The following is a 26,540-nucleotide window of genomic DNA, read 5'->3' as shown; positions in this document are numbered from 1 at the left end:
TCGGCGCGGCATAGGGTCGTCCCTCAAGGCGTATGCCTGGGGGAGTTTCATGCGCCGACGGGCGGGCAGCCGCCCGTGAACAGCAAATTCCGGTTAGGGGCGAGCGAAGGGCTTCGGGCGCGTGACGTTGAAGGTGATGGAGGACCGGCGGGGGGAGTGGGTCGTTCTCCAGGTCTCGGGAGAGATGGACCTGGTGACCTCGCCCGCAGTCCGGCAGCACATCCACGACGCGGTCGCCGAGGGCCGCCACTGGCTGGTTCTGGACCTCTCGGAGGTTCGCTTCTGCGACTCCAGCGGGGTCGGCGTACTGATCGCGGCGCGTCGGCTGATGCGGTCGTGCTCGGGTCGGCTTCGGCTGATCCTGCCGCCGCAGGACGCCGCGCACGGGTCGCATGTGCACCGGGTGCTGGCGGCCCTGGGGGTGCGGCGGCTGTTCGACGTCTACCCCGACCTGGGAGCGGCCACGGAGCTGGACGGGGACGACGAGGAGGCGGCCGACCCGCTGTCCGCGTAGGGGCGTTCGCCTGCCCAGGGGTGCTCGTCCGCCGCCCAGGGCTGCTCGTGGCCCGCTCATGCCGTTCCCGTGACGCGCGGGGTCTTGGGGAAGTCGGCCCGTACGACGAAGCCGCCCTCCTCCGTGGGCCCTGCCTCCAGCGTGCCGCCCAATAGTTGCGCGCGCTCCCGCAGCCCGACCAGGCCGTGACCGCCGCCCGGCAGCCCCGGGGCCACGGCGGAGGCGTCGGGCGGACCGTTGCGCACCTCGACCCGCAGGCCCCGTGTCTCCTCCGCTTTCTCAGCCGTCCCTTGAGCCGCCGAGGGAGCCGCCGAGGGAGCCGCTGAGGGAGCCGCGTCTTCAGTCGCCGTTTGAGCCGCGCCTTCGGTCTCCTCCGCGTCGTTCACCCGTACCGTCACCCGCGCCCCCGGCGCGTGCTTGCGGACGTTGGTCAGCGCCTCCTGGACGATGCGGAAGGCGGCCCGTTCCACGGCCTCCGGATGGCCCGGGCGCCGCGTCGCGTCGTCCGCCTCGAAGCTGACGTTCAGCGCGCTGAGTTCGATCAGCCGGGGCAGATCCGCCAGCCGGGGCTGCGGGGTCAGCTCTTCGTGGTCGCCGCCCGCGGCGCGCAGGATGCCGACCATATGGCGGAGTTCGTCCAGGGTCCGCACGGACAGCTCGCGGATCGTCCGCGCGCCCTCCCGCGCCTTCGCGTCCTCCGCGCTGATCTGCACCGCCCCGGCCTGCAGGCTGATGAGGCTGACCTGATGGGCGACCACGTCGTGCATCTCGCGGGCGAGCCGGGCGCGTTCGGTGGACAGCACCTGCTCGGCGATCAGCTCGTCCGCGTGGCGGCGGCTGCGGGTCAGATCCTCGATCCGGGCGGCGAGTTCCCCTCGCGTACGCACCAGGAGGCCCAGCGCGATGGGCCCCACCGAGGTCACGCACGCGTCGATGAGCGTGAGGGTGTTCTCCCGGTACGCGGTCGGCTCGAAGTCGGAGACCGGCCAGGGGATGAAGTGCGCGGCGGCCAGCAGCAGCGCGGAGATCCCCAGCAGCCGGTGGTTGGGGCGGAGCAGGGCCACCGTGTAGAGGGCGATCATCGGAGCGAACCAGACGTAGCCGATGAGGATCCCCGGCAGCGTGATCAGGAAGACCAGCGCGGGCAGCCGCCGGCGCACCAGCAGCGCGGCGGCCGCGGCCAGCGAGACGTTGAGTTCCAGCCCGAAGGTCACGCCGTTGACGAGCAGCGCGTCGGCCACCGCGAGGAGGACGGGGACGATCAGCGATCCCCAGCGCATGACCCGGCGCGGCGGCCGCCACCGGCCTACGGAGACGGGCGACGGCGAGGAGGCGGAGGAGGCGGGTGCGGGGGACGACGCCGGGGGCGCGCCCGGCGTGCCCGGGGACGAACTGCGGGGCGGCAGCGAGGAGACGGTCATCGGGCGCCGCCTATCGGCGGTCGGCTCGTGACGAGCCCGGCGCGGTCGGCGACGATCGCGGCCTGGACGCGGTTGAGCCCGCCCAGCTTGCCGAGCACCGCCCGCACATGGTCCTTGACGGTGCTGGGCGCCAGTCCCATCCGCTCGGCGATCTGGGGATTGGCCAGCCCCTCGCCCAGCAGTGCCAGCACCTCGCGTTCGCGCGGGGTGAGCGCCTCGACGGCCTCGGCGGCCGTGGCCTCCGCCTCGGCGGCGAGATAGCCGCCGATCACGGCGCGGGTGACGGCCGGGTCGAGGACGCTGCCGCCCTCGGCGAGGGTGCGTACGGCCCGTACGAGCTGTTCCGGATCGGTGTCCTTGAGGAGGAAGCCCGCGGCCCCGGCGCGCAGCGCGGCCGCGAGGTACTCCTGGACGTCGAAGGTCGTCAGCATGGCCACGGCGGGGGAGCGGGGCGCGGCCCGCAACTGTCTGAGCACGGTGAGGCCGTCGGCATCCGGCATCCGGATGTCGAGGAGGACCACATCGGCCTTGCTGCCCAACACCGAGGCCACCGCGGAGGCTCCGGAGCATTCCGCCACCACGTCGATGTCCGGGGCCGTGCCCAGGATCAGTCGCAGACCGGATCGTACGAGCGCTTCGTCGTCCACAACAGCAACACGAATCACCGGCCGCTCCCTCTCCTCAGCTGTCATGCCCATTGCCCGGACAGCCTGCCTCATCGGAGAGCGAATATGGAGTGGTTGGCTCCGTCAGTGGGCGGGAACACCCCCGCCGACCGGCGGGGGTGACGGACGCCCAAGGGTGGATTTCCCCGGCGGCCGCGGCCAGGCAGAGTGGATCTCAAGCCGCATCACCCCGTGGGGTCGTCCCGAAACCCCAGCCCCGTGAACGCGCCGGAGTGCCTCCCGATGCGCGGTCGGCGGAAACGGCAGGCGGAGTGTTGCCGCGGTCAGGCCGCCGCGACCCCCACACGCGGCGGCCTGACTCGTTTCTCCGATCGCCCGCCATGTGGTGCGCCCCGACCAGGCGCCTCACCGGCGCCCCGGGCGCCGGTCTCCGACCGGTGGCCCAGGCGCCGCCCGGCCCCGAGAAGGTACGGGGAGGGGCCGGGCGGGCGGTCGGCGGGGGCGGGGAGGGCCGATGGACGCCTCACATGGGGGGCTCGGCGGGGGCCGGGCCCAGGGTGGTGGTGCCGGGCGCGGCGCGGTGGCCGAGCCCGGTGCGGTAGGCGTCCATCGCGGCCTCCAGGCGGCCCTCCCGGCGCAGCAGATCGCCCAGCAGTCGGCACAAATCGGCCAGGTCACCGGCCGCGCCGGTGCGTTCGAGCAGGGACAGCGCCGCGCAGTAGTGCTCCTCCGCGGCCTCGGCGTCGCCCCGTTCGTCCGCGATCAGGCCCAGCAGCCGGTGGGCGCCGCCCGCGTGGACCGCGCCGCGGTCCGCGGTCAGCCCGACCTCGTCCGCCGCGTCGTCCGGCTCTTGGGGGGCGTCCGCGGCCCCCTCGGCGGGGGTGCGGGCCAGCAGCGGCAGCAAAAGGGCCTCCGCGTCGGCCGTACGGCCGCGACGGCGCAGCACATCCGCCAGCTCGACCTCGACCTGCACGGTGAACAGGGCGGCCCGCTTGGAGGCCAGCATGTCCCGGGCGGTGCGCAGTTCGCGCTCGGCGCGCTCCAGATTGCCGTCCTGGGCGTGCACATAGCCGCGCATCCAGTGGCAGTGCGCCAGGTCGGTGTGGATGCGCAGCTGCTCGTACAGCTCCTGCGCCTTGGCCAGGGAGGCGTCGGCCTCGGCGGTGCGCCCCTCGGCGATCAGGGTGCGGGCCACGCCGCGGTGCATCCGGGCGATGAGCCCCGGGTCGTCCACGCTCGGGGCCAGCGCGAGGGCCAGTTCGGCGGCGCGGACGGCACGGGCGTGCGCCCCCATGTCCATATAGGGCGCGATGGCCGCCGTATAGAGCAACAGCAGCGCGTACGGATCGTGCAGCCCGGAGGCGTTGAGCTCGTCGATGGCGCTCTCCAGCAGATAGCAGGAGTAGCGCAGTTCGCCCGCGAGGAGATGGGCCACCGCCCGGCCGCGGATCGCCGGGATCCGGCGGGGCAGCGGTTCCCCGGCGAGCAGCCGCTCCACGGCCTCGAAGTGGTCGCGGGCGACGGTGAGTTCACCGGTCTCCAGCGCGCAGTCGCCGAGCCCCAGCAGGGCCGCCCCCCGCTCCTCGGCGAACCCGAGCCGCTCCGCCTCGTCGCGCACCTCCGCGAAGAGCTCGGCCGCGTCCTCGGCGGCGCCGGTCGCCAGGGCCCGCCGGGCGTCGGTGACGGCGGCGCGCAGCCGGGTGGCGTCACGGGGTGAGCGGCCGGTGGTCAGCTCCTCGTAGCTGACGCCGAGCCGGTCCGCGAGATGGCGCAGCGCGGCCTCGGAGGGGCGCACCTTCCCGGCCTCGAGGGTGGAGACATAGGCGGCGGTGTAGGCGGGTTCGGCCAGCTGCCGCTGGGTGAAGCCGCGTTCCGTACGGAGTCTGAGAACCCGGCGCCCTATCTCGGTGGTCGATTCCGCCCCCGCGGCCGCCCCCGTCACCGTTCCCGCCGTCCGCCCGTCACCGGCGCTTCTGTCGGCCACCGTGCCCTCTTCTCCCCGGCGGTAGCTTAAGCGCCGGGCTAAGTTCATTTAACGTGAGGATTGAAGGATGCAGCAGGCAAGCACAGCGGTACCGGCCGGGCCGGGCGCCGTGACGACCGTCCGTCAGCCGGAACTGCTCCTCGCCGACTATCACTTCGACGTACCGCTCGACCATAAGGCTCCCGAGGGCGAGCTGATCCGGCTTTACGCACGAGAGGTCGTCGCCGCGGAGAAATCTGGTGCCGAGCGCGAGCGGCTCCCCTGGCTGGTCTACCTCCAGGGCGGGCCCGGCTGCGGCGCGGACCGTCCGGTGGGCCGTTACGGCTGGCTGGACCGCGCGCTCGACGAATACCGCGTGCTCCTCCTCGACCAGCGCGGAACCGGCCGCTCCACCCCGGCCAACCGCCAGACCCTGCCGCTGCGCGGCGGCCCCGCGGAACAGGCCGGGTATCTCTCCCATTTCCGCGCCGACGCGATCGTCCGCGACTGTGAGCTGATCCGGCGCCGGCTCATCGGGGACCGCCCGTGGACCGTCCTCGGCCAGAGCTTCGGCGGCTTCTGCGCCGTGAGCTATCTGTCCCACGCGCCCGAGGGGCTCGACGCGGTCCTGATAGCCGGCGGGCTGCCCGCGATCGACCCCGACACCGACGTGGACGCCGTCTACCGGGCCGCCTACCCGCGGATGGAACGCAAGATCCTCGCCCACTACGCCCGCTATCCGGGCGACGCCGCCACCGTCCGTGCCCTCGTGCGGCATCTGACCGACCACGAGGAGGTCCTGACGGACGGGACCCGGCTCACCGTCCCCGCCCTCCAGCAGCTCGGCTTCCTGCTCGGCACGGGCGACGGCGCGCACCGGCTGCACTACCTCCTGGAGGACGCGTTCGTCCCCACCGCCGACGGGCCACGGCTGGGCGACGCCTTCCGCGAGCAGGTGGCGGCGGTGCTCTCCCGCGCCGCCACCCCGCTCTTCAGCCTTCTGCTGGAGTCCATCTACGCCCAGGACGGCCGGGCCACGAACTGGTCCGCGGAGCGGATCCGCGCCGAATTCCCCGCGTTCGACGCCGGTAAGGCGGTCGCGGAGGACCGTCCGGTGCTCCTTACGGGCGAGACGGTGCACCCCTGGATGCTGGACACCCACGCCGCGCTGCGTCCGCTGCGCGACACCGCCGAGCTGCTCGCCGAGCGCACCGGCTGGGGCCCGCTGTACGACACCGAGCGGCTGGCCCGTAACACCGTGCCGGTGGCCGCCGTGATCTACCACGACGACCTGTACGTGGACACGGCGCACTCCCTGGCCACCGCCCGGGCGATCCGGGGCCTGCGCACCTGGGTGACGGACGAGTTCGAGCACGACGGGATCCGGGCCGGTGGCCGCCGGGTGCTTGACCGGCTGTTGCGGCTGGTGCGTGACCAGAGGGGATGACGAGTGGTGACGACCCCACATGGTTGTCCGGTGCCCGGTTTCCTAGCCACTTCCCTAATTACCATTGCCCACGACCCCCGGACCCCTTAGGTTGAGCGGCGAATTAATCCTGCTTAACTGGCCGCTTATCGCGAAGACTTCGGGAGCCACCGTGCGCAGACGCATACGGAGCCGCATACGCAGCCGCATCTCCCTGCGCACCGCGGCCGCCGCTGGAGGCATCGTCCTGGCGGCGGCCGCAGCCATGACCGGGCCGGCCACCGCCTCGCCCGGAGCGGCCGGCCCGCGGGCAGCGGCCGGCTCGTCCGGCCCGGCTGACGCGGCCTCGTCGCAGCGCGCCCTGGACGTGGAGTACTTCACCGGCCCGGGCGCCCACCCCCGCCACACCGAGGTCCCGGCGGCCACCCCCGAGCGCCTGGCCCGCGCCGCCCGCTCGCTGTCCGCCAAGGAGACCGCCGCCGACGGCGAGGTCGCCTCGCTCATCGGCAACGGCACCACGGCCGACAAGCTGGACGTCGTCTTCATCGGCGACGGCTACACCGCGGGCCAGCAGGCGGACTTCCAGGCCGACGCGCGCTCCAAGTGGGATCAGATGTCCGCCGTGGAGCCGTACGCCTCGTACAAGGACCTCTTCAACGTCTGGACCGTGGACGCCGTCTCCAACCAGTCCGGCGTCTCCGGCGACCCGTCCAGGGACGTCGTCAAGGACACCGCCCTCGGCTCGTACTTCTGGTGCGACGACATCGAGCGGCTGCTGTGCGTCGACACCGCCAAGGTCGAGTCGTACGCGGCCAAGGCGCCCGAGGCCGATCTCGTGGTCGTCCTGGGCAACTCCACCAAGTACGGCGGCGCGGGCTACACCCTTACCTCCCAGGTCGGCTACGACGGCATCGCCACCGCCTCCTCCGACCACGCCGACTCCGACCAGATCGCGGTCCATGAGACCGGCCACTCGCTCGGCAAGCTGGCCGACGAGTACTTCTACCCGGAGTACGGCACCTACACCGGCGCCGAGCCCGACGAGGGCAACGCCACCAAGCTCACCGCCGGCCAGATGACCGCCCAGCAGAAGAAGTGGTACCGCTGGATCGGCCAGACCTCGCCCGACGGCGGCACCGTCGGCGCCTACGAGGGCGGCCGCTACTACCCCAAGGGCATCAACCGCCCCACCGACAACTCGATCATGCGCACCCTGGGGCGGGAGTTCAGCCTCCCCGGCCGCGAGGCGATGATCGCGGGCTTCAACCGCCACGCCAGCGTGCTCAGCAGCCGTACTGCCACCACCACGGCCCTCAAGCGGTCGGCGGGCATCCAGGTGAGCGTCCCCAAGAGCGCATCGCTGAAGTGGTACGTGGACGGCGCGGAGGTCACCGCCGCGAACGGTAAGAAGAGCGTCACCCCGGCCACACTGGGCGTCCCGAGCGACGGGGCGACCCACACCGTCACCGCGAAGGCGACGGACGGCACGAATGCGGTGAAGGACCCGGCACTGCGCAAGCTGCTGACGGACTCCCGCACCTGGAAGGTCACGAACTGACCCTTCCGCCCCCTGACTGGCCGCCCCGTGGACCCCCGCCGCGGGGCGGCCCCATTTTTTCGGGGCTCGGTTCGCCTCCGGCGCAAAAGCCTCCCCAGCTACCGCAGGGAGGTACCCCCGGCCGGTCGGACCAAGGGCCGGAAGCGCTGCGGCGCCCATCGGCTTGCTCGGTTGCCGCAGGGAGGTGCCCCGGACGGAAGACCCGAGTGCCCGGAAGGCGAAGTTGCCCGATGGGGGCGGCCGCGGTCCGCCCCTTTAACATCGGCACGGCCTACGTTCCCGCATGCCGCACCCATGCTCAATCGCCCGTAAGGGCGGCTTGGCGGTCCGGTGTTCGAGGGCTTCGGCGGGGTGAGGCAGGATGAGCCCATGGGTACCGGGGGAGAAGGCCGTCTGATCGCCAACCGCTACCGGCTGGCCACGCGGCTCGGGCGCGGCGGAATGGGCACGGTCTGGCGGGCCGTCGACGAGCTTCTGGGCCGTGATGTCGCGGTCAAGGAACTCCATGTGGACGAGGGGCTCACGGCCTTCGACTCGCAGTTGCGCGGCGAGCGCACCCTGCGCGAGGCCCGGACCGTCGCACAGATCAAGCATCCGAACGTGATCGTCCTCCACGATGTGATCGAGGAGGACGAATGCGCCTGGATCGTCATGGAGTTGGTCGACGGGCTCTCGCTCGCGGACCGGTTGAGCGCGCACGGCCCCGTCGGGGCGCGCGAGGCGGGGCGGATCGCGGCCGCGCTGCTGGACGCCCTGCGGGCCGCGCACGCGCGCGGGGTGCTGCACCGGGACATCAAGCCCGCCAATGTGCTGGTGGAGTCCGGCACCGGCCGGGTCGTGCTGACGGACTTCGGGATCGCGCAGGTCACCGGGTCCACCACGATCACCGAGACCGGCTCGTTCGTGGGCTCGCCCGAATACACCGCGCCGGAGCGGATGTCGGGGCGCCGCACCGGGCCGGAGTCGGACCTGTGGTCGCTCGGGGTGCTGCTGTGCACGCTGGTGCGCGGTGAATCCCCGTTCCACCGCGAGTCCCTGGCCGCGGTGCTGCACGCCGTCGTCTTCGACGAGATCCCCGTGCCCGAGGCGGCCGGACCGCTGAAGCCGGTCATCGAGGGGCTGTTGCGGCGGGATCCCGAGGAGCGGCTCAGCGGCGACGAGGTCGAGCGGATGCTGCGCATGGCCCAGGAGGTGGGCGACACCCCGGAAATCCCCCTGGAGTACACGCCGACCCAGCCCAGTGTGCCGATCGGGCCCGGCGGCCGGGGCTCTTCGGCGTTCGTGCCCGCTCCCGCTCCCGCTCCCGCTCCCGTCCCTGCCCCCGCCCCGGCGCCCGCCTCCGCCTCGGCGCCCGCGCCCGCCTCCGTCTCCGTTCCGGCGGCCGCCCCGGCCGCCCGGTCCCGTTCAGGTCGTGGCGGGCGCCGTCGTGCCGTCCTTACGGTGGCCGTCGCGGTGGTCGTGCTCGCCGGTGTGGCCGCGGGCGTCGTGGCGCTGCTGGACAAGGCGGGCGGTGACGGTGGCACGGCGAAGGGCGGGGGTACGAGCCAGCGCGCCGACAAGGGGGGTGCGCGGAGCCCGAGCGCCCCTGAGAAGGCGCCGCGGCGTCCCGTGAAGGACGCCGACCCCACGGCCGACCCGTCGGCCCGGATCCCGGACGGCTATGAGCTGGTCAAGGACCCGCTCGGCTTCTCGCTCGCCGTGCCCGAGGGGTTCGCCCGCGAGTACAAGGCGCCCCGGGTTTACTACAATTCGCCCGGTATGGAGTTCCGGATCGGGATCCATGTCCAGGAGCAGAGCGCCGAGGGTCCGCTGGGGCTCAGCCGTACGGCGGACGCCAAGGGCCCGCAGGACTACCCGGGTTACCGCAGCGGCCAGGTCATCGAGACGGAGCACAACGGTCGCCCCGCCGCCTTGTGGGCTTTCATCTGGAACGGCTCGGCCGACGACGGCGGCTCACGGCAGACATACGACTTGAGCTGGAACGAGAACGGGAAAATGTACGACTTGTGGCTGTCCGCCCCGGTTGGCGAGAAGTCCGTGGGCAAGCGGCATTTCGACACCGCCGCCGCCACGTTCGTGCGCCCCGGCGCGGCGAACTGAACGGGGTCGCAACGGCTTTGTCACGAGCGTCCACGGCGGCTTCCCAGCGGTGGCGGAGGGTGCCGCACCCTGGGTAATGATGGGCGCATGACGAACGACGGGGGACGGGCGAACGAGCCCACCAGCTACAGCCTGCGGCCGCCGCACGTGCCGGCCGCCCCGGTGCCGGCGCCCCAGCCGCCGCCCGAGCCACCGGAGGCGGCCGAGGGGGCCCAGCAGCCGGGCCGGTCGGCCGGGGCGGCGGGGCCGTCGCGGGGCGGGTACGAGCCGACGCGGTTCGCCGATCCGCGCAGCGGCTCCCAGCCGCCCGCCGGAGAGCCGCACGCCGCACAGCAACCCGCCGGGGCCCAGGACTCGAACAGCGGGCGGCTCATCGGCGGCCGCTATCAGCTCGTCTCCCGCCTCGGCCACGGAGGTATGGGCACCGTATGGCTGGCCCATGACCAGATCGTGGACCGCGATGTCGCGGTCAAGGAGCCGCGCGTCCCCGACGATCTCCCCGAGCGTGAGCGGCAGACCGTCTACCAGCGGATGCAGCGCGAAGCGCGTGCCGCGGCCCGGATCGACCACCCCTCCGTCGTCACCGTCCATGACGTGGTGGTCGAGGACGGCCGCCCCTGGATCGTGATGGAGCTGGTGCGCGGCCAGTCGCTGGGCGAGCGGCTGATGGAGGGCACGCTGGATCCGCGCGAGGCGGCCCGGATCGGCCTCGCCGTGCTCGGCGCGCTGGCGGCGGCCCATGAGGCGGGCGTGCTGCACCGCGATGTGAAGCCGGACAACGTGCTGCTCGGCCGAAGCGAGCGGGTGGTGCTCACCGACTTCGGCATCGCGCAGATCGAGGGCGAGCAGAGGCTCACCGAGACGGGGGGCTTCGTCGGCTCGCCCGAGTTCATCGCGCCCGAGCGGGTGCTGGGCCGGCGGCCGGGGCCGGAGTCCGACCTGTGGTCGCTCGGCGTCGTGCTGTACGCGGCGGTCGAGGGCATGTCCCCGTTCCGCCGCTCCCACGCCCCCGCGACCCTCCAGGCCGTGCTCGGCTCCGAACCGCAGGTCCCCGCGCGGGCCACCGGGCCGCTCGCCACGCTGATCATGCAACTGCTCCGCAAGGACCCGGCGATGCGCCCGGCGGCACCCGAGGTGCGGCAGGCCCTGGAGGCGGCGGCGCGGGAGCCGCAGTCGGTGCCCACCATGCTCGCGTCGGCCGGATACGCACCGGGCGGCGGGCAGCGGTCCGCGGGCAGCCGCTTCGTGCCGCCGATCCTGCACAAGAACCGTAAGGCGCAGCTCGGATTGGGCGGTCTGGCGCTGGTGGTGGCGGCCGCCGTGGTGCTGGTGGTCATGAAGCCGTTCGCCAGCGAGGGGCTGCCGGCCGGCTGGACGGTCCGGGAGGAGCGCGATGTCGTGGGCGCGTCCCTGGCCGTGCCCGGTGAGTACCGGCGGGTCCAGGACGACAGCGATTCGGACAACCCGGTGGTCACCTACTACGACCCCAGCGGTGTCTTCACGGTGTCCCTGAGGCGGTCGACACCCGACGGCGAGGACGACCCCGCGCACCTCGACGCGGCGGCGGACCAGATCGTCGCCTTCTACAAGGACGGCGGCGGGTCGACGGTCGAGGACGCCACGAGCGAGACGGCCAGGACCGAGCAGCAGGGGAAGGAGGCGCGGGACGTCACCACCTCGTATCTGCCGTACGGCACCAGCAGCAACAAGAACCCCGTCCGATACCAGAAGCGCGATCACCTCTACGTCAACAAGGCCAAGGTCGCGTGGGATCTGACGGTCTCCATACCCGCCGACGGCGACGCCCATGAGGAGGGCGTGAAGCTGTACGAGCGGATCGTGCGGAATCTGAAGATCGACAAGCTCTGAGGGAGTTGGGCGGGTCCGCCGGGGGCCGCCGGGACGAAAGTTGTTACCGCCGGGTACCCAAAGCCGCCGGGCGGGCCTACTCTCGCCCCCATGACGGACTCGCACATAACGCAGGGCGGCACCGGGAACCCGGTGGCCCCCGAAGGCGCCCGCACCGCCGCCGACGTCGTCACTCCCGAGCTGATCACCCGGCTCACCCGGGGCGTCGCCGGCAGCGGCACCACCGTCAGCCACACCCCGTTCACGGGTGACGTCCTCGCCTCCGCCCTGCCCGAGTCCACCCCCGAGGACGTCGCCACCGCGTATGAGAACGCCCGTGCCGCCCAGCGGGCCTGGGCCGCGACCCCGGTCCGCCGGCGCGCCGCCGTCCTCCTCCGCTTCCACGATCTGCTGCTGCGCCGCCAGCCGGAGATCCTGGACCTGATCCAGCTGGAGACCGGCAAGACCCGGCTGCACGCCCAGGAGGAGGTCCAGGGCGTCGCCATCGTGGCCCGCCATTACGGCCGTAAGGCGCCCGCCTATCTGCGCCCCAAGGGGCATCTGGGCGCGGTGCCCACCCTCACCAAGGTCACCGAACTGCGCCAGCCGCGCGGGGTCGTCGGCCTCATAGCGCCCTGGAACTACCCCCTCCAGCTCTCCGTGGGCGATGCGATACCCGCCTTCGTGGCGGGCAACGCCGTGGTGATGAAGCCCGACACCGAGACCGCGCTGTCCGCCCTGTGGGCGCGCGAGCTGATGGTGGAGGCCGGACTGCCGGCCGGAGTGTGGCAGGTCGTGATCGGGGACGGCCCGGTGGTCGGCCCCGCCGTGGTCGAGCACGCCGACTACGTCGCGTTCACCGGCTCCACCCGCACCGGCCGCGAGGTGGCCCAGGCCGCCGCCGCCCGCCTGGTGGGTTGCTCCCTCGAACTCGGCGGTAAGAACGCCATGCTGGTGCTGCGCGACGCCGACCTCGCCCGCGCGGTCGACGGCGCGGTGCGCGGCAGCTTCGCCTCCGCCGGGCAGCTGTGCATCTCCATGGAGCGGCTGTACGTCCACGAGTCGATCGCGGACGCCTTCCTGGAGCGCTTCGTGGCCCGTACGAAGGCCATGCGGCTCGGCACCGCCCTCGCGTACGGGGCGGAGATGGGCTCGCTCGTCTCGGAGCGCCAACTGGAGACCGTCACCCGCCATGTGGACGAGGCCGTCTCCAAGGGCGCCACGGTGCTCGCCGGCGGCCGCGCCCGCCCGGACATCGGCCCGTACTTCTACGAGCCGACGATCCTGGACGGCGTGGAGTCCCCGATGGCCGTCTGCGCCGAGGAGACCTTCGGCCCGGTCGTCTCCGTCTACCGCTTCCGCGACGAGGGCGAGGCGATCGAGCGCGCCAACGCCACGTCCTACGGCCTGAACGCGAGCGTCTGGACCAAGGACGCCCGGCGCGGACGCGCGATCGCCACCCGGCTGCGCGCGGGCACGGTCAATCTCAACGAGAGCTACGCCGCCGCCTTCGGCAGCGTCGCCTCCCCCATGGGCGGCATGGGCGATTCCGGGCTCGGCCGCCGCCACGGCTCAGAGGGCATCCTCCGGTTCACCGAGCCGCAGACGGTCGCCCAGCAGCGGTTGATGCCGCTCGGTCCGGCCTTCGGGATGACGGACGAGAAATACGCGGACTTCATGACCCGCAGCCTGCGCGCGCTCAAGGCACTGCGCCTGCGCTGACCAGCACCGTTCAAGGGAGGTACCCGTGTCAGGGGAGAAGTCTGCCCACAGCCGGGAGCGAGAGACCGGGCCCGATGAGGGTGAGTTCGACTACGACGTGATCGTGATCGGCTCGGGATTCGGCGGGTCGGTATCGGCCCTGCGCCTGACCGAGAAGGGCTATCGGGTCGGCGTCCTCGAAGCGGGCCGCCGCTTCACCCCCGAAACCCTGCCCAAGAACTCCTGGGACCTCCGTAACTACCTCTGGGCCCCGGCCCTCGGCTGCTTCGGCATCCAGCGCATCCATGTCCTCGGCAAGGTCATGGTGCTGGCGGGCGCCGGGGTCGGGGGCGGCTCGCTCAACTACGCCAACACGCTCTACGTACCGCCCGAGCGGTTCTTCCGGGACCGCCAGTGGGGGCACATCACCGACTGGCAGGACGAACTGCGCCCCTACTACGACCAGGCGCGGCGGATGCTCGGGGCGCGCCTCAACCACACCCTCACCCCCTCCGATGTCCACCTCAAGGCGGCCGCCGAGAAGATGGGCGTGGGGGACACCTTCCACATGGCGCCCGTGGGAGTCTTCTTCGGGGACGGCCACGACGCCGACGGCGCCACGAGGGCCGAGCCGGGACAGGCCGTGCCCGACCCGTACTTCGGCGGCTCCGGTCCCACCCGTAAGGCGTGCACGGAGTGCGGTGAGTGCATGACCGGCTGCCGCCACGGCGCCAAGAACACCCTCAACGAGAACTATCTCCACCTCGCCGAGCGGGCCGGTGCCGTCGTCCACCCGATGACGACCGTCGTCGCCCTCCGCGACGATCCGCACGGCGGCTATACGGTCACCACCGTCCCCACCGACAACCGCCGTAAGGGCGAGCCGAAGGCGCTGCGCTCCCGGTACGTCGTCCTCGCCGCCGGTACGTACGGCACCCAGACGCTGCTGCACACGATGCGGGACAAGGGGCTGCTGCCGCGCCTCTCGGATCGGCTCGGCATCCTCACCCGCACCAACTCAGAGGCCCTGGTGGGCGCGCAGACCACCGACCGCCGCTACCGCCGGGCCCGGGGCGGGGAGGAGCGGGCGGACTTCACCCGGGGTGTCGCGATCACCTCGTCCATCCACCCCGACGAGAACACCCATATCGAGCCGGTCCGTTACGGCAAGGGATCCAACGCGATGGGGATGCTCTCCATTCTGCAGATCCCGCACGGCGGCCGGCTTCCGCGCTGGCTGCGCTTCCTGGGGGCCAACCTCCGGCATCCCAGCCTGGCCGTGCGCTCGCTGTCCAACCGCCGCTGGTCCGAGCGGACCATCATCGGCCTGGTCATGCAGACGCACGACAACTCGCTGACCACCTACCGCAAACCGAGGGGGCCGGGGAAGGGGCTGCTCACCGCCCGTCAGGGCCACGGCGAGCCCAACCCCGACCACATCCCCGAAGGCGCCGAGGCCGCCCGCCATATCGCCGACTCGATCAACGGCTTCGCGGGCAGCAACGTGGGCGAGCTCATGGGCACTCCGCTGACCGCCCACTTCCTCGGCGGCTGCCCGATCGGGGCGTCCCCCAAGGAGGGCGTCATCGACCCGTACCACCGGCTCTACGGCCATCCGGGCATCCATGTGGTCGACGGCGCCGCCGTCTCGGCCAACCTGGGGGTCAACCCGTCCCTGACCATCACGGCCCAGGCCGAGCGGGCGATGTCCCTGTGGCCCAACAAGGGCGAGGCCGACCCCCGCCCGGCCCAGGAGGCGCCGTACGAACGCCTCCAGCCCGTCCCGCCGGGCAGCCCCGCCGTACCGGCGGACGCCTTCGGCGCACTGAGGCTCCCGCTGCTGCCGGTGCCGAAGGTCCCGCCGGGTCCGGCGGCACCTTCGGCCTGAGCGGAGGGGGCGGGCGCGGGCCGGCCACCGGCCCGCGCCCGCCCCCTGAAAACCGCCGGGCTCAGAACCGTCAGACGGTGGCGCGACGGCGGCGGACCACGAAGACCGCACCTCCGCCCGCGGCCATCGCCACACCACCGATCAGGGCGATCATCGGCAGCGCCGACGAGGAACCCGTTTCGGCCAGGCTGCCCTGCGGGCTGATCTCCGTGTTGCCTTCCGGCTTGTGCGGCAGCGGCTTCTTGCCACCCTGCGGCTTCGGATCGGCCGGGGGCACCTTGCCCGGCTCCGAACCCGCCTTGAGCACGTCGAACTCGTAGTACTCACCGGTCGAGTAGACGCAGTTGCCCTCGTCGTCCGCGTACACGCCGACGCTGATGGCGTAGCCGAAGCCCTCGGGCGCGCTCTTGGCGACGCTCAGCCGGAGGTCGACCTTGAGGGTCTCGTGCGGACGCACATCGGTGTAGCCGATGTAGCCGGAGCCCGCGTCGTTCTCGTCGGTGGAGATCGCCTTCCAGGCGCCGGTCTCGGGGTCCTTGTACTGAAGGGTCAGGTACTTGCCCGTCCCGTCGGGGGCGGACTCGTGCACCGTGCCCGCGAAGAGCCCGAAGTCGACCCGCTGGTAGCTGCGGTCCGAGTCGTTCTTCACCTGGAACGTGAAGCCGTGGAAGCCGCTGCCCGCCACGACCTTCGACGGCAGGCCGACCAGGGTCGTGCTGAGCTCCGGGTCCTCGTTGTAGTCCCCGTCGTCCGCGCACTCGCCGCCCGGCTCCTCGGTCGGCCCGGTGGTCGGCGTGGCGGTCTCGGTCGGGGTGGACGAGGGAGTGCCGCCGGGGGTCGGAGCCTCGGTGGCGCTCGTGGACGGTGCCGGGGTGGTCGGCGTCGGCTCCTCGGTCGGAGTGGTCTCCGTCGGCGACGGGGACGGGTCCTCTGGGGACTGCGTCACGGTTTCGGAGGCGGACGGCGACGGGCTCTCGCTCGGCGTCTCCGCGAAGGCGGCGGGGGCCGCGAGAAGTGCGGCGGGTGCTATGGCGGCCGTAGCTGCGGCAGCCGCCAGGGCGCGGCGAAGCTTCATGAAGACCTCTCTGGGTCCGTACGTATCACCCGGGGGGCGATACGCATGTGGAAGGCCGTCGCGGTGGGGGCGCGGGTGTGGCCCGTGCGTTTGCACGTACATGACCAGGCGAATGGCCGAAAGGTTGCCTTCACAGTTGCTCACAGAATGGTCACAGAATCCGCCACGGGGGTTCGGCCCCGCACGTCATCACCCGTACGGCGGGTGACCGGCCCGCGCGGGGGCTCGTTGTGCCCGGTGCCGCGCCAGCCAGGAGCGGCCCGGAGAAATCCACGCGTGGCTCAGATCCGCCGAAGCGATGAGACGCGGCCCCTTGGTGATTCAGGCGGCGCGTCGTGGGACCTCGCATCGGCGAGGTGGCCGGTCGGCAGGGGACAGCAGCCCGGTCATCACCTCAAGGACGGTCGGTCCCGGGGACGCCTGGGGCCGACCGTATCCGGTCGAAACGGTTGCGCCCGGCGCTCCGCATCCACCACGATGCTGAGAGGGAGAACGCCCCCGGTCACACCCCGACATTGGTCCGACCACGCGGGCGTACGCCGTTCAGACACCCCTGACATACGGGCCCCAGAAGCCAGCGGCGCAACCCCCCGGCGCCGCCTCTCAGCACCGGCGCTGCCCTGACGCCGGTGCTGACCGCCTAGGGCCCCGGGGGCGCCCGCTCCGTTCGGGCGCCCCCGGGGCCCTTCGCTTGTCCGAGGGGCCCCGTCGCCTGGTGGGCAGGTCCTCCGCTGGGCTCTCCGCCCGGCCGGGAGGCAGCGGTGTCAGACCCGGCCCCGGCACAGCTCCAGCAGCGTCATGGCGAGCGTCGTACCGGGCTTGCCCAGCCGCTGCCGGTAGCGGTCGAGGATCTCCATCTCGCGGGAGAGCTGCACCCGCCGCCCGCCCGACGCGATCCGCGCCTCCTGGATGCCGGCCGATACGGCCATCCGCTCCCGGACGAGATCGAGGATCTGCCCGTCGAGGGCGTCGATCCGCTCCCGCGCGGTGCCGATCACATCGGCGGCCCCCGTTGTCTCCGTGGCCGCGGTCTCCGTGCTCTCCGTCGCCGTACTGCTGCTGCTCATGTCCGTATCTCCTGGTCCGTGATCGCGGAGCCCTGGAGTCCGGCAACGGCCCGGAGGAAAGACAGAGCGCCCCGGGCCTTTGCCGGCCCGGGGCGCCTGGGAAGTCGCTGTCAGTGTTTACGCAGCACGACCATGGCAGCCGGACGGGCCGGTGCCATAGGTAAAGACGAAGGTCATGTGCGTGGACATGGCGTCGATTATGAGCCCGTTAGAATCGAAAGTCCAAACCTGCGGTCCCGCCGCAGACGGTTCCACCGCACGCCACCACCGCCGGAAGGCCGCCGAAGTGCCATCAGCGTCCCCTGCTGCCGCCCCCGACACCGTCCTGGTCGTCGACTTCGGCGCGCAGTATGCCCAGCTCATCGCCCGCAGGGTCCGTGAGGCCCGGGTCTACAGCGAGATCGTTCCGTCCACCATGCCGGTGGCCGAGATGCTCGCCAAGAACCCCAAGGCGATCATCCTCTCCGGCGGTCCCTCGTCGGTCTACGCCGAGGGCGCGCCCTCGCTCGACAGCGCGATCTTCGAGGCGGGCGTCCCGGTCTTCGGCATGTGCTACGGCTTCCAGCTGATGGCCACGGCGCTCGGCGGCACCGTGGACAACACGGGGGCGCGGGAGTACGGCCGCACGGCGCTCACCGTCACCAAGCAGGGCTCGACGCTCTTCGCGGGCACCCCCGAGGAGCAGCAGGTGTGGATGTCGCACGGCGACGCCTGCTCCGAGGCCCCCGAGGGCTTCACCGTCACCGCGTCCACCGAAGTGGTCCCGGTCGCGGCCTTCGAATGCGACGAGCGCAGGCTGTACGGCGTACAGCACCACCCCGAGGTGATGCACTCCACCCACGGCCAGCAGGTGCTGGAGCACTTCCTCTACCGGGGCGCCGGCCTGGAGCCCACCTGGACCACCACCAATGTGGTCGAGGAGTCCGTGGCCGCGATCCGGGAGCAGGTCGGCACCAAGCGCGCGATCTGCGGCCTGTCCGGCGGAGTGGACTCCGCGGTGGCCGCGGCCCTCGTCCAGAAGGCCATCGGTGACCAGCTCACCTGCGTGTACGTGGACCACGGCCTGATGCGCAAGGGCGAGTCCGAGCAGGTCGAGAAGGACTTCGTGGCGGCCACCGGGGTGCAGCTCAAGGTCGTCGAGGCCGAGGAGCGGTTCCTGTCCGCGCTCGCCGGGGTGTCCGACCCCGAGGAGAAGCGGAAGATCATCGGCCGGGAGTTCATCCGGGTCTTCGAGCAGGCCCAGGCCGAGCTCGTGGCCGAGGCGGGCGCGGCCGGGGAGGACGTGGAGTTCCTGGTCCAGGGCACCCTCTACCCCGACGTCGTGGAGTCCGGCGGCGGCACCGGCACCGCCAACATCAAGTCCCACCACAATGTGGGCGGGCTGCCCGACGACATCGAGTTCCAGCTCGTCGAGCCGCTGCGCCGGCTGTTCAAGGACGAGGTGCGGATGGTCGGCCAGGAGCTCGGCCTCCCGGACGAGATCGTCCACCGCCAGCCCTTCCCGGGCCCGGGCCTGGGCATCCGCATCGTCGGCGAGGTCAACAAGGAGCGCCTGGACCTGCTGCGCGAGGCCGACGCCATCGCCCGCGAGGAGCTGACCGCCGCCGGTCTGGACCGGGACATCTGGCAGTGCCCGGTGGTCCTGCTCGCCGACGTCCGCTCGGTCGGCGTCCAGGGCGACGGCCGCACCTACGGCCACCCGATCGTGCTGCGCCCGGTCTCCTCGGAGGACGCGATGACGGCCGACTGGTCGCGGCTGCCGTACGACGTGCTGTCGCGGATCTCGACCCGCATCACGAACGAGGTCGACCAGGTCAACCGGGTGGTGCTCGACATCACCAGCAAGCCGCCCGGCACCATCGAGTGGGAGTGATCGCCGCACTCCCTCCGGGTCGGATGGTCATCTGATCGTCAAACGCTGACGCCGTCGCTCATTCGTTTGAGTGGCGGCGTCGGTGTTCGGGCTGGGTACTCTGACCGCAGAGGCGAGACTCCGTCCCATGGGAGCAATCATGAGCGCCGCACGCGAGTACGAGCTGGACGAGCAGTACGGGCAGTGCGAGTGGCCCCGCCCGCCGCAGGGCGGCTGGACGGCGGACGATCTCGACCGGCTTCCGAATCTTCCTCCGCACACGGAGCTGATCGACGGGAGTCTCGTCTTCATGAGTCCACAGACCGCATTCCACTCACGTGCCATGCGGCTATCCGAGTTCGCCCTGCTGGACCAGGCATCGGATGCGTTGGACGTCATGCGGGAGATGACAGTCAAGCTGGACGACATCAACCGCCTGGAACCCGATGTCCTGGTCCTTCGGGCCGGTGCGGATGCCGGGCCCCGCGACACCTTTTACAGGGCAGAGGACGTTGTGCTGGCCATCGAAGTGGTTTCGCTGGACTCCAAGGCGCGTGACCGTGAGGTCAAGCCGCGCAAGTACGCCGGTGCGGGTGTGCCGCATTTCTGGCGGGTGGAGGACGACTGCGGCCTCCCCGTGGTCTACGTCTATGAGCTCGATCCCGCTGTTAAGGCGTACCAACCCGCCGGCATCTACCACGACAAGCTCACCCTGACTGTTCCGTTCCCCATCGAGATCGACCTCACCGCGATCAATCGCCGTAGGCCCTGACTCTGGCCTCCTGCGATACCCAGAGGTAGCTTCCGCTTCAGCACCCCCGAGGAGCGGAGCCGCCGATGACGGACCAGCCGCAGACCCCCACCCCGATACCGACCGACCAGCTGCGGTTCACCATGCCCCCGCAGCACGCCTCGCCCCACGACGAGCGCCGCTATCGCAAGGAGCGGCTGGCGGCGGCGCTGCGCCTGTTCGGGCGGTTCGGGTACGAAGAGGGGGTCGCGGGGCACATCACCGTGCGGGACCCGGAATTCACCGACTGCTACTGGGTGAACCCTTTCGGCGTGCCCTTCGGCCATATCACCGTGAGCGATCTGCTCCTCGTCAATCAGGCGGGCCAGGTGGTGGAGGGGCGCGCCCACGTCAACCAGGCGGCCTTCGTCGTTCACTCGTCCGTGCATCAGGCGCGGCCGGACGTCGTGGCCGTCGCGCACAGCCGCTCGGTGCACGGCCGCGCGCTGGCCGCGCTCGGCGAGCCGCTGGAGCCGATCACCCAGGAGGTCTGCGCGTTCTTCGACGACCACGCGGTCTACGGGGGCACCACGGGCGTCGTCGTGGACGAGGAGGAGGGGCGCGCGATCGCCGCCGCGCTCGGCGGGTACAAGGCCCTCATCCTGCGCAATCGCGGTCTGCTGACGGTCGGGGACTCGGTCGACGCGGCCGCGTGGTGGTTCATCACGATGGAGCGGGCCGCCCAGGTGCAGCTCACCGCGAAGGCGTCGGGCAAGCCGGTGCCCATCGACTACGGCGACGCGATGCGGACCCGTGAGCAGCTGGGAAACGATCTTGTGGCCTGGATCAACTATCAACCTCTGTATCTGCAGATCACCCGCGATGAGCCGGACCTGCTGAGCTGACACCCTCCGCGGTGCGGCACAATCCCCTCTCAACACCTGGCAGTTGGGCGGTGCCGCGCGAACCCGCGGTCCCGTACGGAACGAGTGAACGACGGAGCGACCCGCGTGGCGGTGGAGACGGCGGAGAACGCCACGACGGCAGAAGGACAGCACCCCCATGGGCATCCCCACGGCCACACGGGCTGTGAATGCTCTCAGGGGGCCCGTGAGGGCCATCGACGGGCCGTGGCCGCGTTCGTGGCCCTGCGGGAGCGTTTCGCGGCCGGAGAGGGCCTTCCAGCGGCTCTCGTCCACTCGGCAGGGGCGTCCCGGCAGTGGGTCTCGGACGAGCTGTCCCAGGCGGCCCGTTCGGTCGCCGACAGCGGCCGCGCCGAGACCTCGGCATGGCGGCACCGGGTCTGGCGGCGCACCGTGTTCGTGGTGTGGGGCGCGGTCGGGGCGCTGCTGATCGGCCAGTTGGCCACGGCGATCGGCGCGGGCTGGTCGGTCGCGCGGACGGCCGGGCTCACCGCCGCCGTGCTCACCGCCGCGCTGCTGACCCTCACCGCCCGGCTGCACCGTGCGGACGGCGGGCCGCTCGCCCCGCTCGTCGGTGAGGACAACCGCCTCTCCACCTCCCGCGCCGTCGCCGCCGCCTGGCTGCTGATCGCGGTCTTCGCGGTGCTGGTGCTCGGCGTCGAGCTGGCCGTGGCCCCCGGCGACCGGCAGCGGCTGACCGACGGGCTGGCCCTCGACCGTGCCGCCGGGCTCCTTACGGTCGCCGCGTTGACGTGTGTGACCGCGGTGTTGGCACGGCTCTTCGTGGCGGCCCGGGTGCGGGCGCAGCGGCTGCAGAAGGTGCGGGCGGTGCGCCCGCGCGCCGCCGATCTGCTGACCGACGACGCGGGCCGCGGCAGCTTCGCCGATGTGCAGTACGTCGTCGTCCACACCGCGGTCCTCGCCTGCACCGCCGTCCGCCTCGGCCGCGAGCCGTGGCGGCTGCCCGATGTGCCGTGGGGCCTGGCGCTGCTGGCGGCCGTATCGGTGGTGATGTACCTGACCGGGAAGTACGCGGAGGGCGGCCGGCCGACCGTGCTGTCCGTCGTACGGGTCCGCCCGGAGGAGGGCGCCATCGACCGCGACGCCCCGATCCGCACCGGCGACGACATCGAGATCCGCGGCAGCGGCTTCGTCCCGCCGGGCGCCCAGGGCCCGGACCTGCTGGCCAAGTTGGTCGTCCGCATCGGCACGGTGCACGTCCATGTGCCGCTGGTCCCGGTCGCCGGCGGCTTCAGCAGCCCGACCGACACCGCCCTCACGGTGCCGGTCCCGGTGGACGTGGAACCGGGCCGGGTGGATGTACAGGTCGTGACGGCCTCGGGCGCGGAGACCAACCCCTATCCCATCGATGTCATGGACTGAGTCGTTCCGGCCTGCCGCTCCGTATGGTTTTGTCGAACGCGCAACGAAGTAGCGGCGCGACGGGAGAGGCGGGCGGCATGAGACACGCGGATCGTATGGCCGGTTCGGGCACGGCGGGCAGCGGCGGCAGCGTGCACGGGGTGAGCGGCGTGAGCGGCATAGGCGGGCAGCAGCCCGTGGGAATTCGGGCCACGGCCGCCCGTTACGCGCTGCTGCCACTGCGGATCTTCCTCGGCGTCACCTTCGTCTACGCCGGGATCGACAAACTCACCGACTCGGCCTTCCTGTCCGACTCGGGCACCGGCTCGATCGGCGAGCTGATGCGTCAGGTGCGGGACAGCTCGGCCCTGCCGTGGATGGTCGACCAGGCCCTCAAGGACCCCACCGCCTTCGGCTACGCCATGGCCTACGGCGAACTGGCCGTCGGCCTCGGCATCCTGGTGGGCCTTCTCTCCCGCCTGGCCGCCTTCGGTGGCGCGCTGATCTCCCTGAGCCTGTGGCTCACGGTCAGTTGGCAGTCGGATCCCTACTACTACGGCAACGACCTGGCCTATCTGATGGCGTGGCTGCCGCTGGTGCTGGCCGGTGCGCCGTATCTCTCCCTGGACGTCGTCATCTCCAGGCGCCGTCGCCGGCAGGGCTCGCAGCTCTTCATGTAGGGCGTGACGCTTCATGCGGGGCATGGCGCTTTACGTGGGGCATGGCGCTTCACGTGGGGCATGGCGCTTCACGCAGGACGTGGCCGGGGCCCCGGGCCCCGGCCCGTCAGCCGAGGATGCGGAAGCCGTCCCGGACCTCGTCGAAGATCGGCCGAGTGGTGCCCCAGTCCGCGTCCGGGCCGCTCAGGTAGATCGCGTACTCCTTCTCGCCCTCCTTGCCGAAGCCGAGGTCGATCGCGCGGTACATCCGGACCTCGCCGCGGAATTTGAACTCCCAGATGGCGGCCGGCAAGCCCTGGTACTTCGTCTCCTGCAGCCGCAACCGCTGGTAGATCGGGTACTCCTTCTTGTCCTTGAACCCGACCTCGAGGTCCTCGAAGTGCTGGACCTGGTCGCCGGAGGCGAAGTCCAGGACGTTGATCCGCAGGCCGACCAGCCCGTTGGGGTCGAGGTAGCGGACCTCCTGGGTGCGGTCGACCGTGTTGCCGTCGGGGTCGGACTTCTCCTGGCGGGACCAGCCGTCGGGGATGGGCAGCGAGAAGCCGAACTTCTTCTCGGTGACGATGTGGTAGCCGGACGGCGGGGTGTACGGCTTGTTCGCGGCGGACGACGGCGTGCCCGTGGCGGAGGACTGACCTCCGCCGTTCTTCTTGCCGTTGTCGTGGTCCAAGCCGAACAGATAGACGCCGCCCGCCACGGTCACGACCGCCAGGGAGGCCGCCACGGCCGTCCGTACCGCCTTACGGCTGTTGCGCGCCGGAGCGGACGGGGGCATGGGCGTCGGGGTCGTCATGGACGGCGTCGACGCGGTGAACGGCGTGGACGTGGGCGGGGTGTGCTGCTGGCCGGGGATGTTCGCGGTGCCCGAGGTGTGCTGCGGGCCCGGCGTGTTCCCGGTGCCCGGCGGGGTGTGGTGCGGAAGGCGGGGGTCCGAGGGGTGCGGAGTGCTCGGCGTGTGCGGCGCGCTGGGCGTGTGCGGCGTGCTCGGCGTGTGGGTCGTGTGTGAATACGGGGTCGATGTCGTGGGCGGGTTCGGCGAGGCGGGCGATGTGGTGCTCGTGGTCCCGCCCGTGGCCGCGCCGGGCTCCCGTCGCGTCGACAGATTCATGGTCGCGTCGATCGGCGGCGTCGAGAGCGATGTCGTCTCCGCCTCCGCCGCCGGCATCCGCAGCGCCTGTTCGGTCTCCTCCGCCGAGGGCCGCAGCTCCGGCTCCTTCGCCAGCAGGCGCTCGATCAGCGGACCCAGCGCCCCCGCCTGTTTGGGCGGGTCCAGCGGATCGACGGCGATCGCGTAACCCGTCTCGATGGCCGTGGCCTTGCGGAACGGCGGCCGCCCCTCGACCGCCTGGTAGAGCGTCGCCCCCAGCGCCCAGAGGTCCGACGCGGGGCCGGGCTTGCGGCCCCTGACCCGCTCGGGCGCGATGTAGTCGATGGAGCCGACGACCTCGCCGGTCTTGGTCAGTGTCGAGGTGCCGGTGGCCATCGCGATGCCGAAGTCCGTGAGCACGACCCGGCCTTCGGGGCCGAGCAGCACATTGCCGGGCTTGACGTCCCGGTGCAGCACCCCGGCCGCGTGCGCGGCGCGCAGGGCGGCGACCATGCCGCGGCCGATGCGGGCGGCCTCGTCGGGGGCGACCCGTCCGCCGTTCTTCAGCAGGTCGGCGAGGGTCGTGGAGGGCACGTACTCCATGACGATGCACGGCAGTCCGTAGTGGTCCACCACGTCATGGACCACGACCACATTGGGGTGGGTGATGCGGGCCGCGCTGCGCGCCTCGCGACGGGTGCGTTCGTGCAGCGTCGTCAGCTCGTCCTCGGCGAGGTGCGGAGAGACGTAGAGCTGCTTGACCGCCACCTGGCGGCCCAGCAGTTCATCCTCCGCGCGCCACACCGTGCCCATGCCGCCCCGGCCGATCTTCTCGACCAGGCGGTAACGTCCGGCTATCAGGTGGCCTTCGTCCGACACCGCTGTCCCCTCCCACACGTTCGATGCGACACGATAGCCGCCGTGACCCTTGGGGGGATCTCAGGGAAGACCTAGGGGCATGCCGGATGTCGCGGGTACGGCCCTGTTGTCACCATGGAGGCATGACCGAAGCACCCACCGTGGCGGACGAGGCCGACGCCGCCTCCGGTTCCCGCCCGTCACCGACGCCACTGCGGCGCAGTCGTGACCATAAGGTGATCTCGGGGGTGTGCGGAGGGCTCGGCCGCTACTGCGATCTGGACCCGGTGATCTTCCGGGTGGTGCTGTCGGTGCTGGGCGTCGCGGGCGGCCTCGGCCTGATCGTGTACGGCTTCTGCTGGCTGCTGATCCCGTTCCACGGCGAGGACGAGAACGAGGGGCGCAGGCTGCTCTCGGGGCGGGTCGAGGGGCCGGGGCTGACGGCGGTGCTGGTGGCGCTGGTGGGCTGCGGGCTGTTCCTGTCGATGCTCAACAACGGCGGCGTCATGTACTTCTCGTTCATGCTCACCCTCGCGGCGGCCGGTGCGGGCTACTGGTCGCACCACCGCCGCCAGGCGGTGAGCGTGGGCGCGGTGGACCCGGCCACGGCCCAGGCGGTCGCCGACGCGCCGCCCGAGACCAAGGCCCCGCCCACGCGCGGCGGCCCCGCCCCGTCCTGGTGGCGCGACCCGATCGTCAAGGACGGCACGACCGGGCCGCTCGGCTTCGCCGCGGGGTCAGGTGCCGGATCGCGTACCGGCTATCTGTGGGGGCCGGACGACGGCCCGTACGACAAGGCGGAGGCGAAGACGGAGCGGGCCCGCCGGGTGCGGGACCGGGCGTCGATCGGCGGCTGGGCCTTCCTGGTGGCGGTCGCCGCGGCCGTGGTGGGGGCGCGGGCGGGGTGGTCCTCCCAGCCGCTGGGCACCAGCCTCGAGATCGGGTTCGCCTGCGCGCTGGGCGTCTTCGGGCTGGCCCTCGTCATCAGCTCCCGCTGGGGCCGCGCCGGCGGCGGCACGGTGTTCCTCGCGCTCCTTACGAGCGGGCTGCTGGCGGGCGCGGCGGCCCTCCCCGATTCCGTCACCCCCGACTGGGCCCGCCGCACCTGGGCCCCGACCTCCGTCAGCTCCCTGCGCGACGGCTATGAGCTGGGCGGCGGCGTCGCCGAGTTGAAGCTGGACCGCCTGCCCCTGGAGGCGGGCGGCACCGTCTCCAGCGGGGTGGAGATGGGCGCGGGCAAGCTGGCCGTGACGGTTCCGCGCGACGCCCGGGTGAAGCTGGACATCGAGGTCGGGATCGGCGACATCTGGCTTCCGGGCGAGAAGACGAACAACGTCGACATCGGGCCGGGCCGGGAGCGGAAGCTCACCCTGGGCCCGGCGGGCGGCGGTAAGGCCGAGGGCACGGTCTTGCTGAAGCTGGAGCTGGGGCTGGGCACCGTGGAGGTGAAGCGATCATGAGGCATCAGTCATTCGGTCATTCATTCGGTCGTTCGTTCGACCACTCGCTCGGTCACTCGGCCCCCGACCGGACCCGCCATGCGTTCGAGCCGGGCAAGCTGGTGGCCGGCCTGGTGATCCTGGGCGTGGCCGCCGCGTACGGGATGGACGCGGCCGGAGAGTGGGACGTCCGCCCGGAGATCGTCCTCCCGGCGCTCCTGGGCGGCCTGTGCGTGGCGGCCCTGACCTCGGCCCTCACCTACGCCCTCCGTCGCCGGTCGCGGCGTGCGACCCCTGAGGAGGGTGTAGCCGAGAGCGGGGGCTGAGGCGCCTGTGGGGGCGGTGGCCGGGCGCGTGTGTGGGCGTGTGGGGATGTGTGTGGGTATATGAGGTGTATGTGGATGTCTTGAGGGGGGCCGCGG

At 72.0% G+C, this 26,540-nt stretch carries 20 protein-coding genes; 14 read left to right on the top strand and 6 right to left on the bottom strand.

The genetic code is table 11. The features are described from left to right. The first annotated feature begins 121 nt into the window (after window positions 1-121). A complete protein-coding gene (locus tag AS97_RS20895; RefSeq protein WP_228053068.1) occupies window positions 122-514 on the top strand; it encodes an STAS domain-containing protein in 393 nt (130 codons plus the stop codon). 56 nt (window positions 515-570) lie between these two features. Here AS97_RS20895 and AS97_RS20890 read toward each other — a convergent pair whose 3' ends face one another. From AS97_RS20890 to AS97_RS20880, 3 genes are all read right to left on the bottom strand, one after another. Beyond that, the gene (locus AS97_RS20890) at window positions 571-1,935 is read right to left on the bottom strand and encodes a histidine kinase (protein WP_125761921.1); all 1,365 of its coding nucleotides are present in this window, start codon (window positions 1,933-1,935) and stop codon (window positions 571-573) included. Continuing rightward, a complete protein-coding gene (locus tag AS97_RS20885) occupies window positions 1,932-2,600 on the bottom strand; it encodes a response regulator transcription factor (protein WP_059143606.1) in 669 nt (222 codons plus the stop codon). The genes AS97_RS20890 and AS97_RS20885 overlap by 4 nt, the downstream gene beginning before the upstream one ends. A gap of 484 nt (window positions 2,601-3,084) precedes the next feature. Further along, window positions 3,085-4,545, bottom strand: coding sequence for a helix-turn-helix domain-containing protein (locus AS97_RS20880; protein WP_247204446.1), 1,461 nt, complete (start codon window positions 4,543-4,545; stop codon window positions 3,085-3,087). A gap of 67 nt (window positions 4,546-4,612) precedes the next feature. On the opposite strand from AS97_RS20880, the gene AS97_RS20875 reads away from it, so the two are divergent. The 6 genes from AS97_RS20875 to AS97_RS20850 all read left to right on the top strand — a co-directional run bounded on the left by AS97_RS20875 (window position 4,613) and on the right by AS97_RS20850 (window position 15,045). Beyond that, window positions 4,613-5,971: an alpha/beta fold hydrolase gene (locus AS97_RS20875; protein ID WP_210565435.1), complete on the top strand. Its 1,359-nt coding sequence runs from the start codon at window positions 4,613-4,615 to the stop codon at window positions 5,969-5,971. Between the two features lie 151 nt (window positions 5,972-6,122). Further along, entirely contained in the window at window positions 6,123-7,508 is a 1,386-nt protein-coding gene (locus tag AS97_RS20870) for a M64 family metallopeptidase (RefSeq protein ID WP_125761621.1), read from the top strand. A 369-nt stretch (window positions 7,509-7,877) separates the two neighbouring features. Beyond that, window positions 7,878-9,608, top strand: a complete 1,731-nt coding sequence (locus AS97_RS20865) for a serine/threonine-protein kinase (RefSeq protein WP_210565434.1) — start codon at window positions 7,878-7,880, stop codon at window positions 9,606-9,608. Between the two features lie 87 nt (window positions 9,609-9,695). Continuing rightward, a complete protein-coding gene (locus AS97_RS20860; protein WP_210565433.1) occupies window positions 9,696-11,477 on the top strand; it encodes a serine/threonine-protein kinase in 1,782 nt (593 codons plus the stop codon). 90 nt (window positions 11,478-11,567) lie between these two features. After that, a complete protein-coding gene (locus tag AS97_RS20855) occupies window positions 11,568-13,178 on the top strand; it encodes a succinic semialdehyde dehydrogenase (protein ID WP_086710387.1) in 1,611 nt (536 codons plus the stop codon). Between the two features lie 25 nt (window positions 13,179-13,203). Further along, a complete protein-coding gene (locus tag AS97_RS20850) occupies window positions 13,204-15,045 on the top strand; it encodes a GMC family oxidoreductase (protein WP_125759979.1) in 1,842 nt (613 codons plus the stop codon). Window positions 15,046-15,115: 70 nt separating this feature from the next. Here the strand turns inward: AS97_RS20850 and AS97_RS20845 are convergent, their stop codons facing one another. After that, window positions 15,116-16,120, bottom strand: a complete 1,005-nt coding sequence (locus tag AS97_RS20845; protein ID WP_107119208.1) for an LAETG motif-containing sortase-dependent surface protein — start codon at window positions 16,118-16,120, stop codon at window positions 15,116-15,118. Between the two features lie 764 nt (window positions 16,121-16,884). Continuing rightward, window positions 16,885-17,187, bottom strand: a complete 303-nt coding sequence (locus AS97_RS20840; protein ID WP_059143599.1) for a chorismate mutase — start codon at window positions 17,185-17,187, stop codon at window positions 16,885-16,887. Between the two features lie 286 nt (window positions 17,188-17,473). Here AS97_RS20840 and guaA point away from each other — a divergent pair, with 286 nt between their 5' ends. From guaA to AS97_RS20815, 5 genes are all read left to right on the top strand, one after another. Beyond that, a complete protein-coding gene (guaA, locus tag AS97_RS20835) occupies window positions 17,474-19,060 on the top strand; it encodes a glutamine-hydrolyzing GMP synthase (protein WP_125759978.1) in 1,587 nt (528 codons plus the stop codon). A 139-nt stretch (window positions 19,061-19,199) separates the two neighbouring features. Next, window positions 19,200-19,811: a Uma2 family endonuclease gene (locus AS97_RS20830; RefSeq protein WP_086710385.1), complete on the top strand. Its 612-nt coding sequence runs from the start codon at window positions 19,200-19,202 to the stop codon at window positions 19,809-19,811. Window positions 19,812-19,876: 65 nt separating this feature from the next. Further along, entirely contained in the window at window positions 19,877-20,674 is a 798-nt protein-coding gene (locus tag AS97_RS20825; RefSeq protein WP_125759977.1) for a class II aldolase/adducin family protein, read from the top strand. 105 nt (window positions 20,675-20,779) lie between these two features. Beyond that, the gene (locus AS97_RS20820) at window positions 20,780-22,075 is read left to right on the top strand and encodes a hypothetical protein (protein ID WP_107119210.1); all 1,296 of its coding nucleotides are present in this window, start codon (window positions 20,780-20,782) and stop codon (window positions 22,073-22,075) included. A gap of 77 nt (window positions 22,076-22,152) precedes the next feature. Beyond that, window positions 22,153-22,734, top strand: coding sequence for a DoxX family protein (locus tag AS97_RS20815; protein ID WP_236670151.1), 582 nt, complete (start codon window positions 22,153-22,155; stop codon window positions 22,732-22,734). Window positions 22,735-22,840: 106 nt separating this feature from the next. Here AS97_RS20815 and AS97_RS20810 read toward each other — a convergent pair whose 3' ends face one another. Beyond that, window positions 22,841-24,700 (bottom strand): serine/threonine-protein kinase, encoded by a 1,860-nt coding sequence (locus AS97_RS20810; protein ID WP_086710383.1) that lies wholly within the window; start codon window positions 24,698-24,700, stop codon window positions 22,841-22,843. 122 nt (window positions 24,701-24,822) lie between these two features. Here AS97_RS20810 and AS97_RS20805 point away from each other — a divergent pair, with 122 nt between their 5' ends. Next, window positions 24,823-26,139, top strand: coding sequence for a PspC domain-containing protein (locus AS97_RS20805; protein WP_247204445.1), 1,317 nt, complete (start codon window positions 24,823-24,825; stop codon window positions 26,137-26,139). After that, window positions 26,136-26,444, top strand: coding sequence for a hypothetical protein (locus AS97_RS20800; protein ID WP_236670504.1), 309 nt, complete (start codon window positions 26,136-26,138; stop codon window positions 26,442-26,444). Before AS97_RS20805 ends, AS97_RS20800 begins: the two co-directional genes overlap by 4 nt. The last annotated feature ends 96 nt before the right edge of the window (window positions 26,445-26,540 follow it).

Source organism: Streptomyces sp. AgN23, assembly GCF_001598115.1.
GTDB classification, from domain to species: domain Bacteria; phylum Actinomycetota; class Actinomycetes; order Streptomycetales; family Streptomycetaceae; genus Streptomyces; species Streptomyces antimycoticus.
Note: the sequence above shows the minus strand (reverse complement) of the source record. Positions and strands in the feature narration are given on the sequence as shown.

What these genes read in the sequence shown, in the direction of transcription:
- AS97_RS20855 (WP_086710387.1), top strand. Translation starts at nt 11,568, where the DNA reads ATGACGGACTCGCACATAACGCAGGGCGGCACCGGGAACCCGGTGGCC.
- AS97_RS20800 (WP_236670504.1), top strand. Translation starts at nt 26,136, where the DNA reads ATGAGGCATCAGTCATTCGGTCATTCATTCGGTCGTTCGTTCGACCAC.
- AS97_RS20840 (WP_059143599.1), bottom strand. Translation starts at nt 17,187, where the DNA reads ATGAGCAGCAGCAGTACGGCGACGGAGAGCACGGAGACCGCGGCCACG.
- AS97_RS20875 (WP_210565435.1), top strand. Translation starts at nt 4,613, where the DNA reads ATGCAGCAGGCAAGCACAGCGGTACCGGCCGGGCCGGGCGCCGTGACG.
- AS97_RS20825 (WP_125759977.1), top strand. Translation starts at nt 19,877, where the DNA reads ATGACGGACCAGCCGCAGACCCCCACCCCGATACCGACCGACCAGCTG.
- AS97_RS20865 (WP_210565434.1), top strand. Translation starts at nt 7,878, where the DNA reads ATGGGTACCGGGGGAGAAGGCCGTCTGATCGCCAACCGCTACCGGCTG.
- AS97_RS20805 (WP_247204445.1), top strand. Translation starts at nt 24,823, where the DNA reads ATGACCGAAGCACCCACCGTGGCGGACGAGGCCGACGCCGCCTCCGGT.
- AS97_RS20860 (WP_210565433.1), top strand. Translation starts at nt 9,696, where the DNA reads ATGACGAACGACGGGGGACGGGCGAACGAGCCCACCAGCTACAGCCTG.
- AS97_RS20890 (WP_125761921.1), bottom strand. Translation starts at nt 1,935, where the DNA reads ATGACCGTCTCCTCGCTGCCGCCCCGCAGTTCGTCCCCGGGCACGCCG.
- AS97_RS20845 (WP_107119208.1), bottom strand. Translation starts at nt 16,120, where the DNA reads ATGAAGCTTCGCCGCGCCCTGGCGGCTGCCGCAGCTACGGCCGCCATA.
- AS97_RS20815 (WP_236670151.1), top strand. Translation starts at nt 22,153, where the DNA reads ATGAGACACGCGGATCGTATGGCCGGTTCGGGCACGGCGGGCAGCGGC.
- AS97_RS20830 (WP_086710385.1), top strand. Translation starts at nt 19,200, where the DNA reads ATGAGCGCCGCACGCGAGTACGAGCTGGACGAGCAGTACGGGCAGTGC.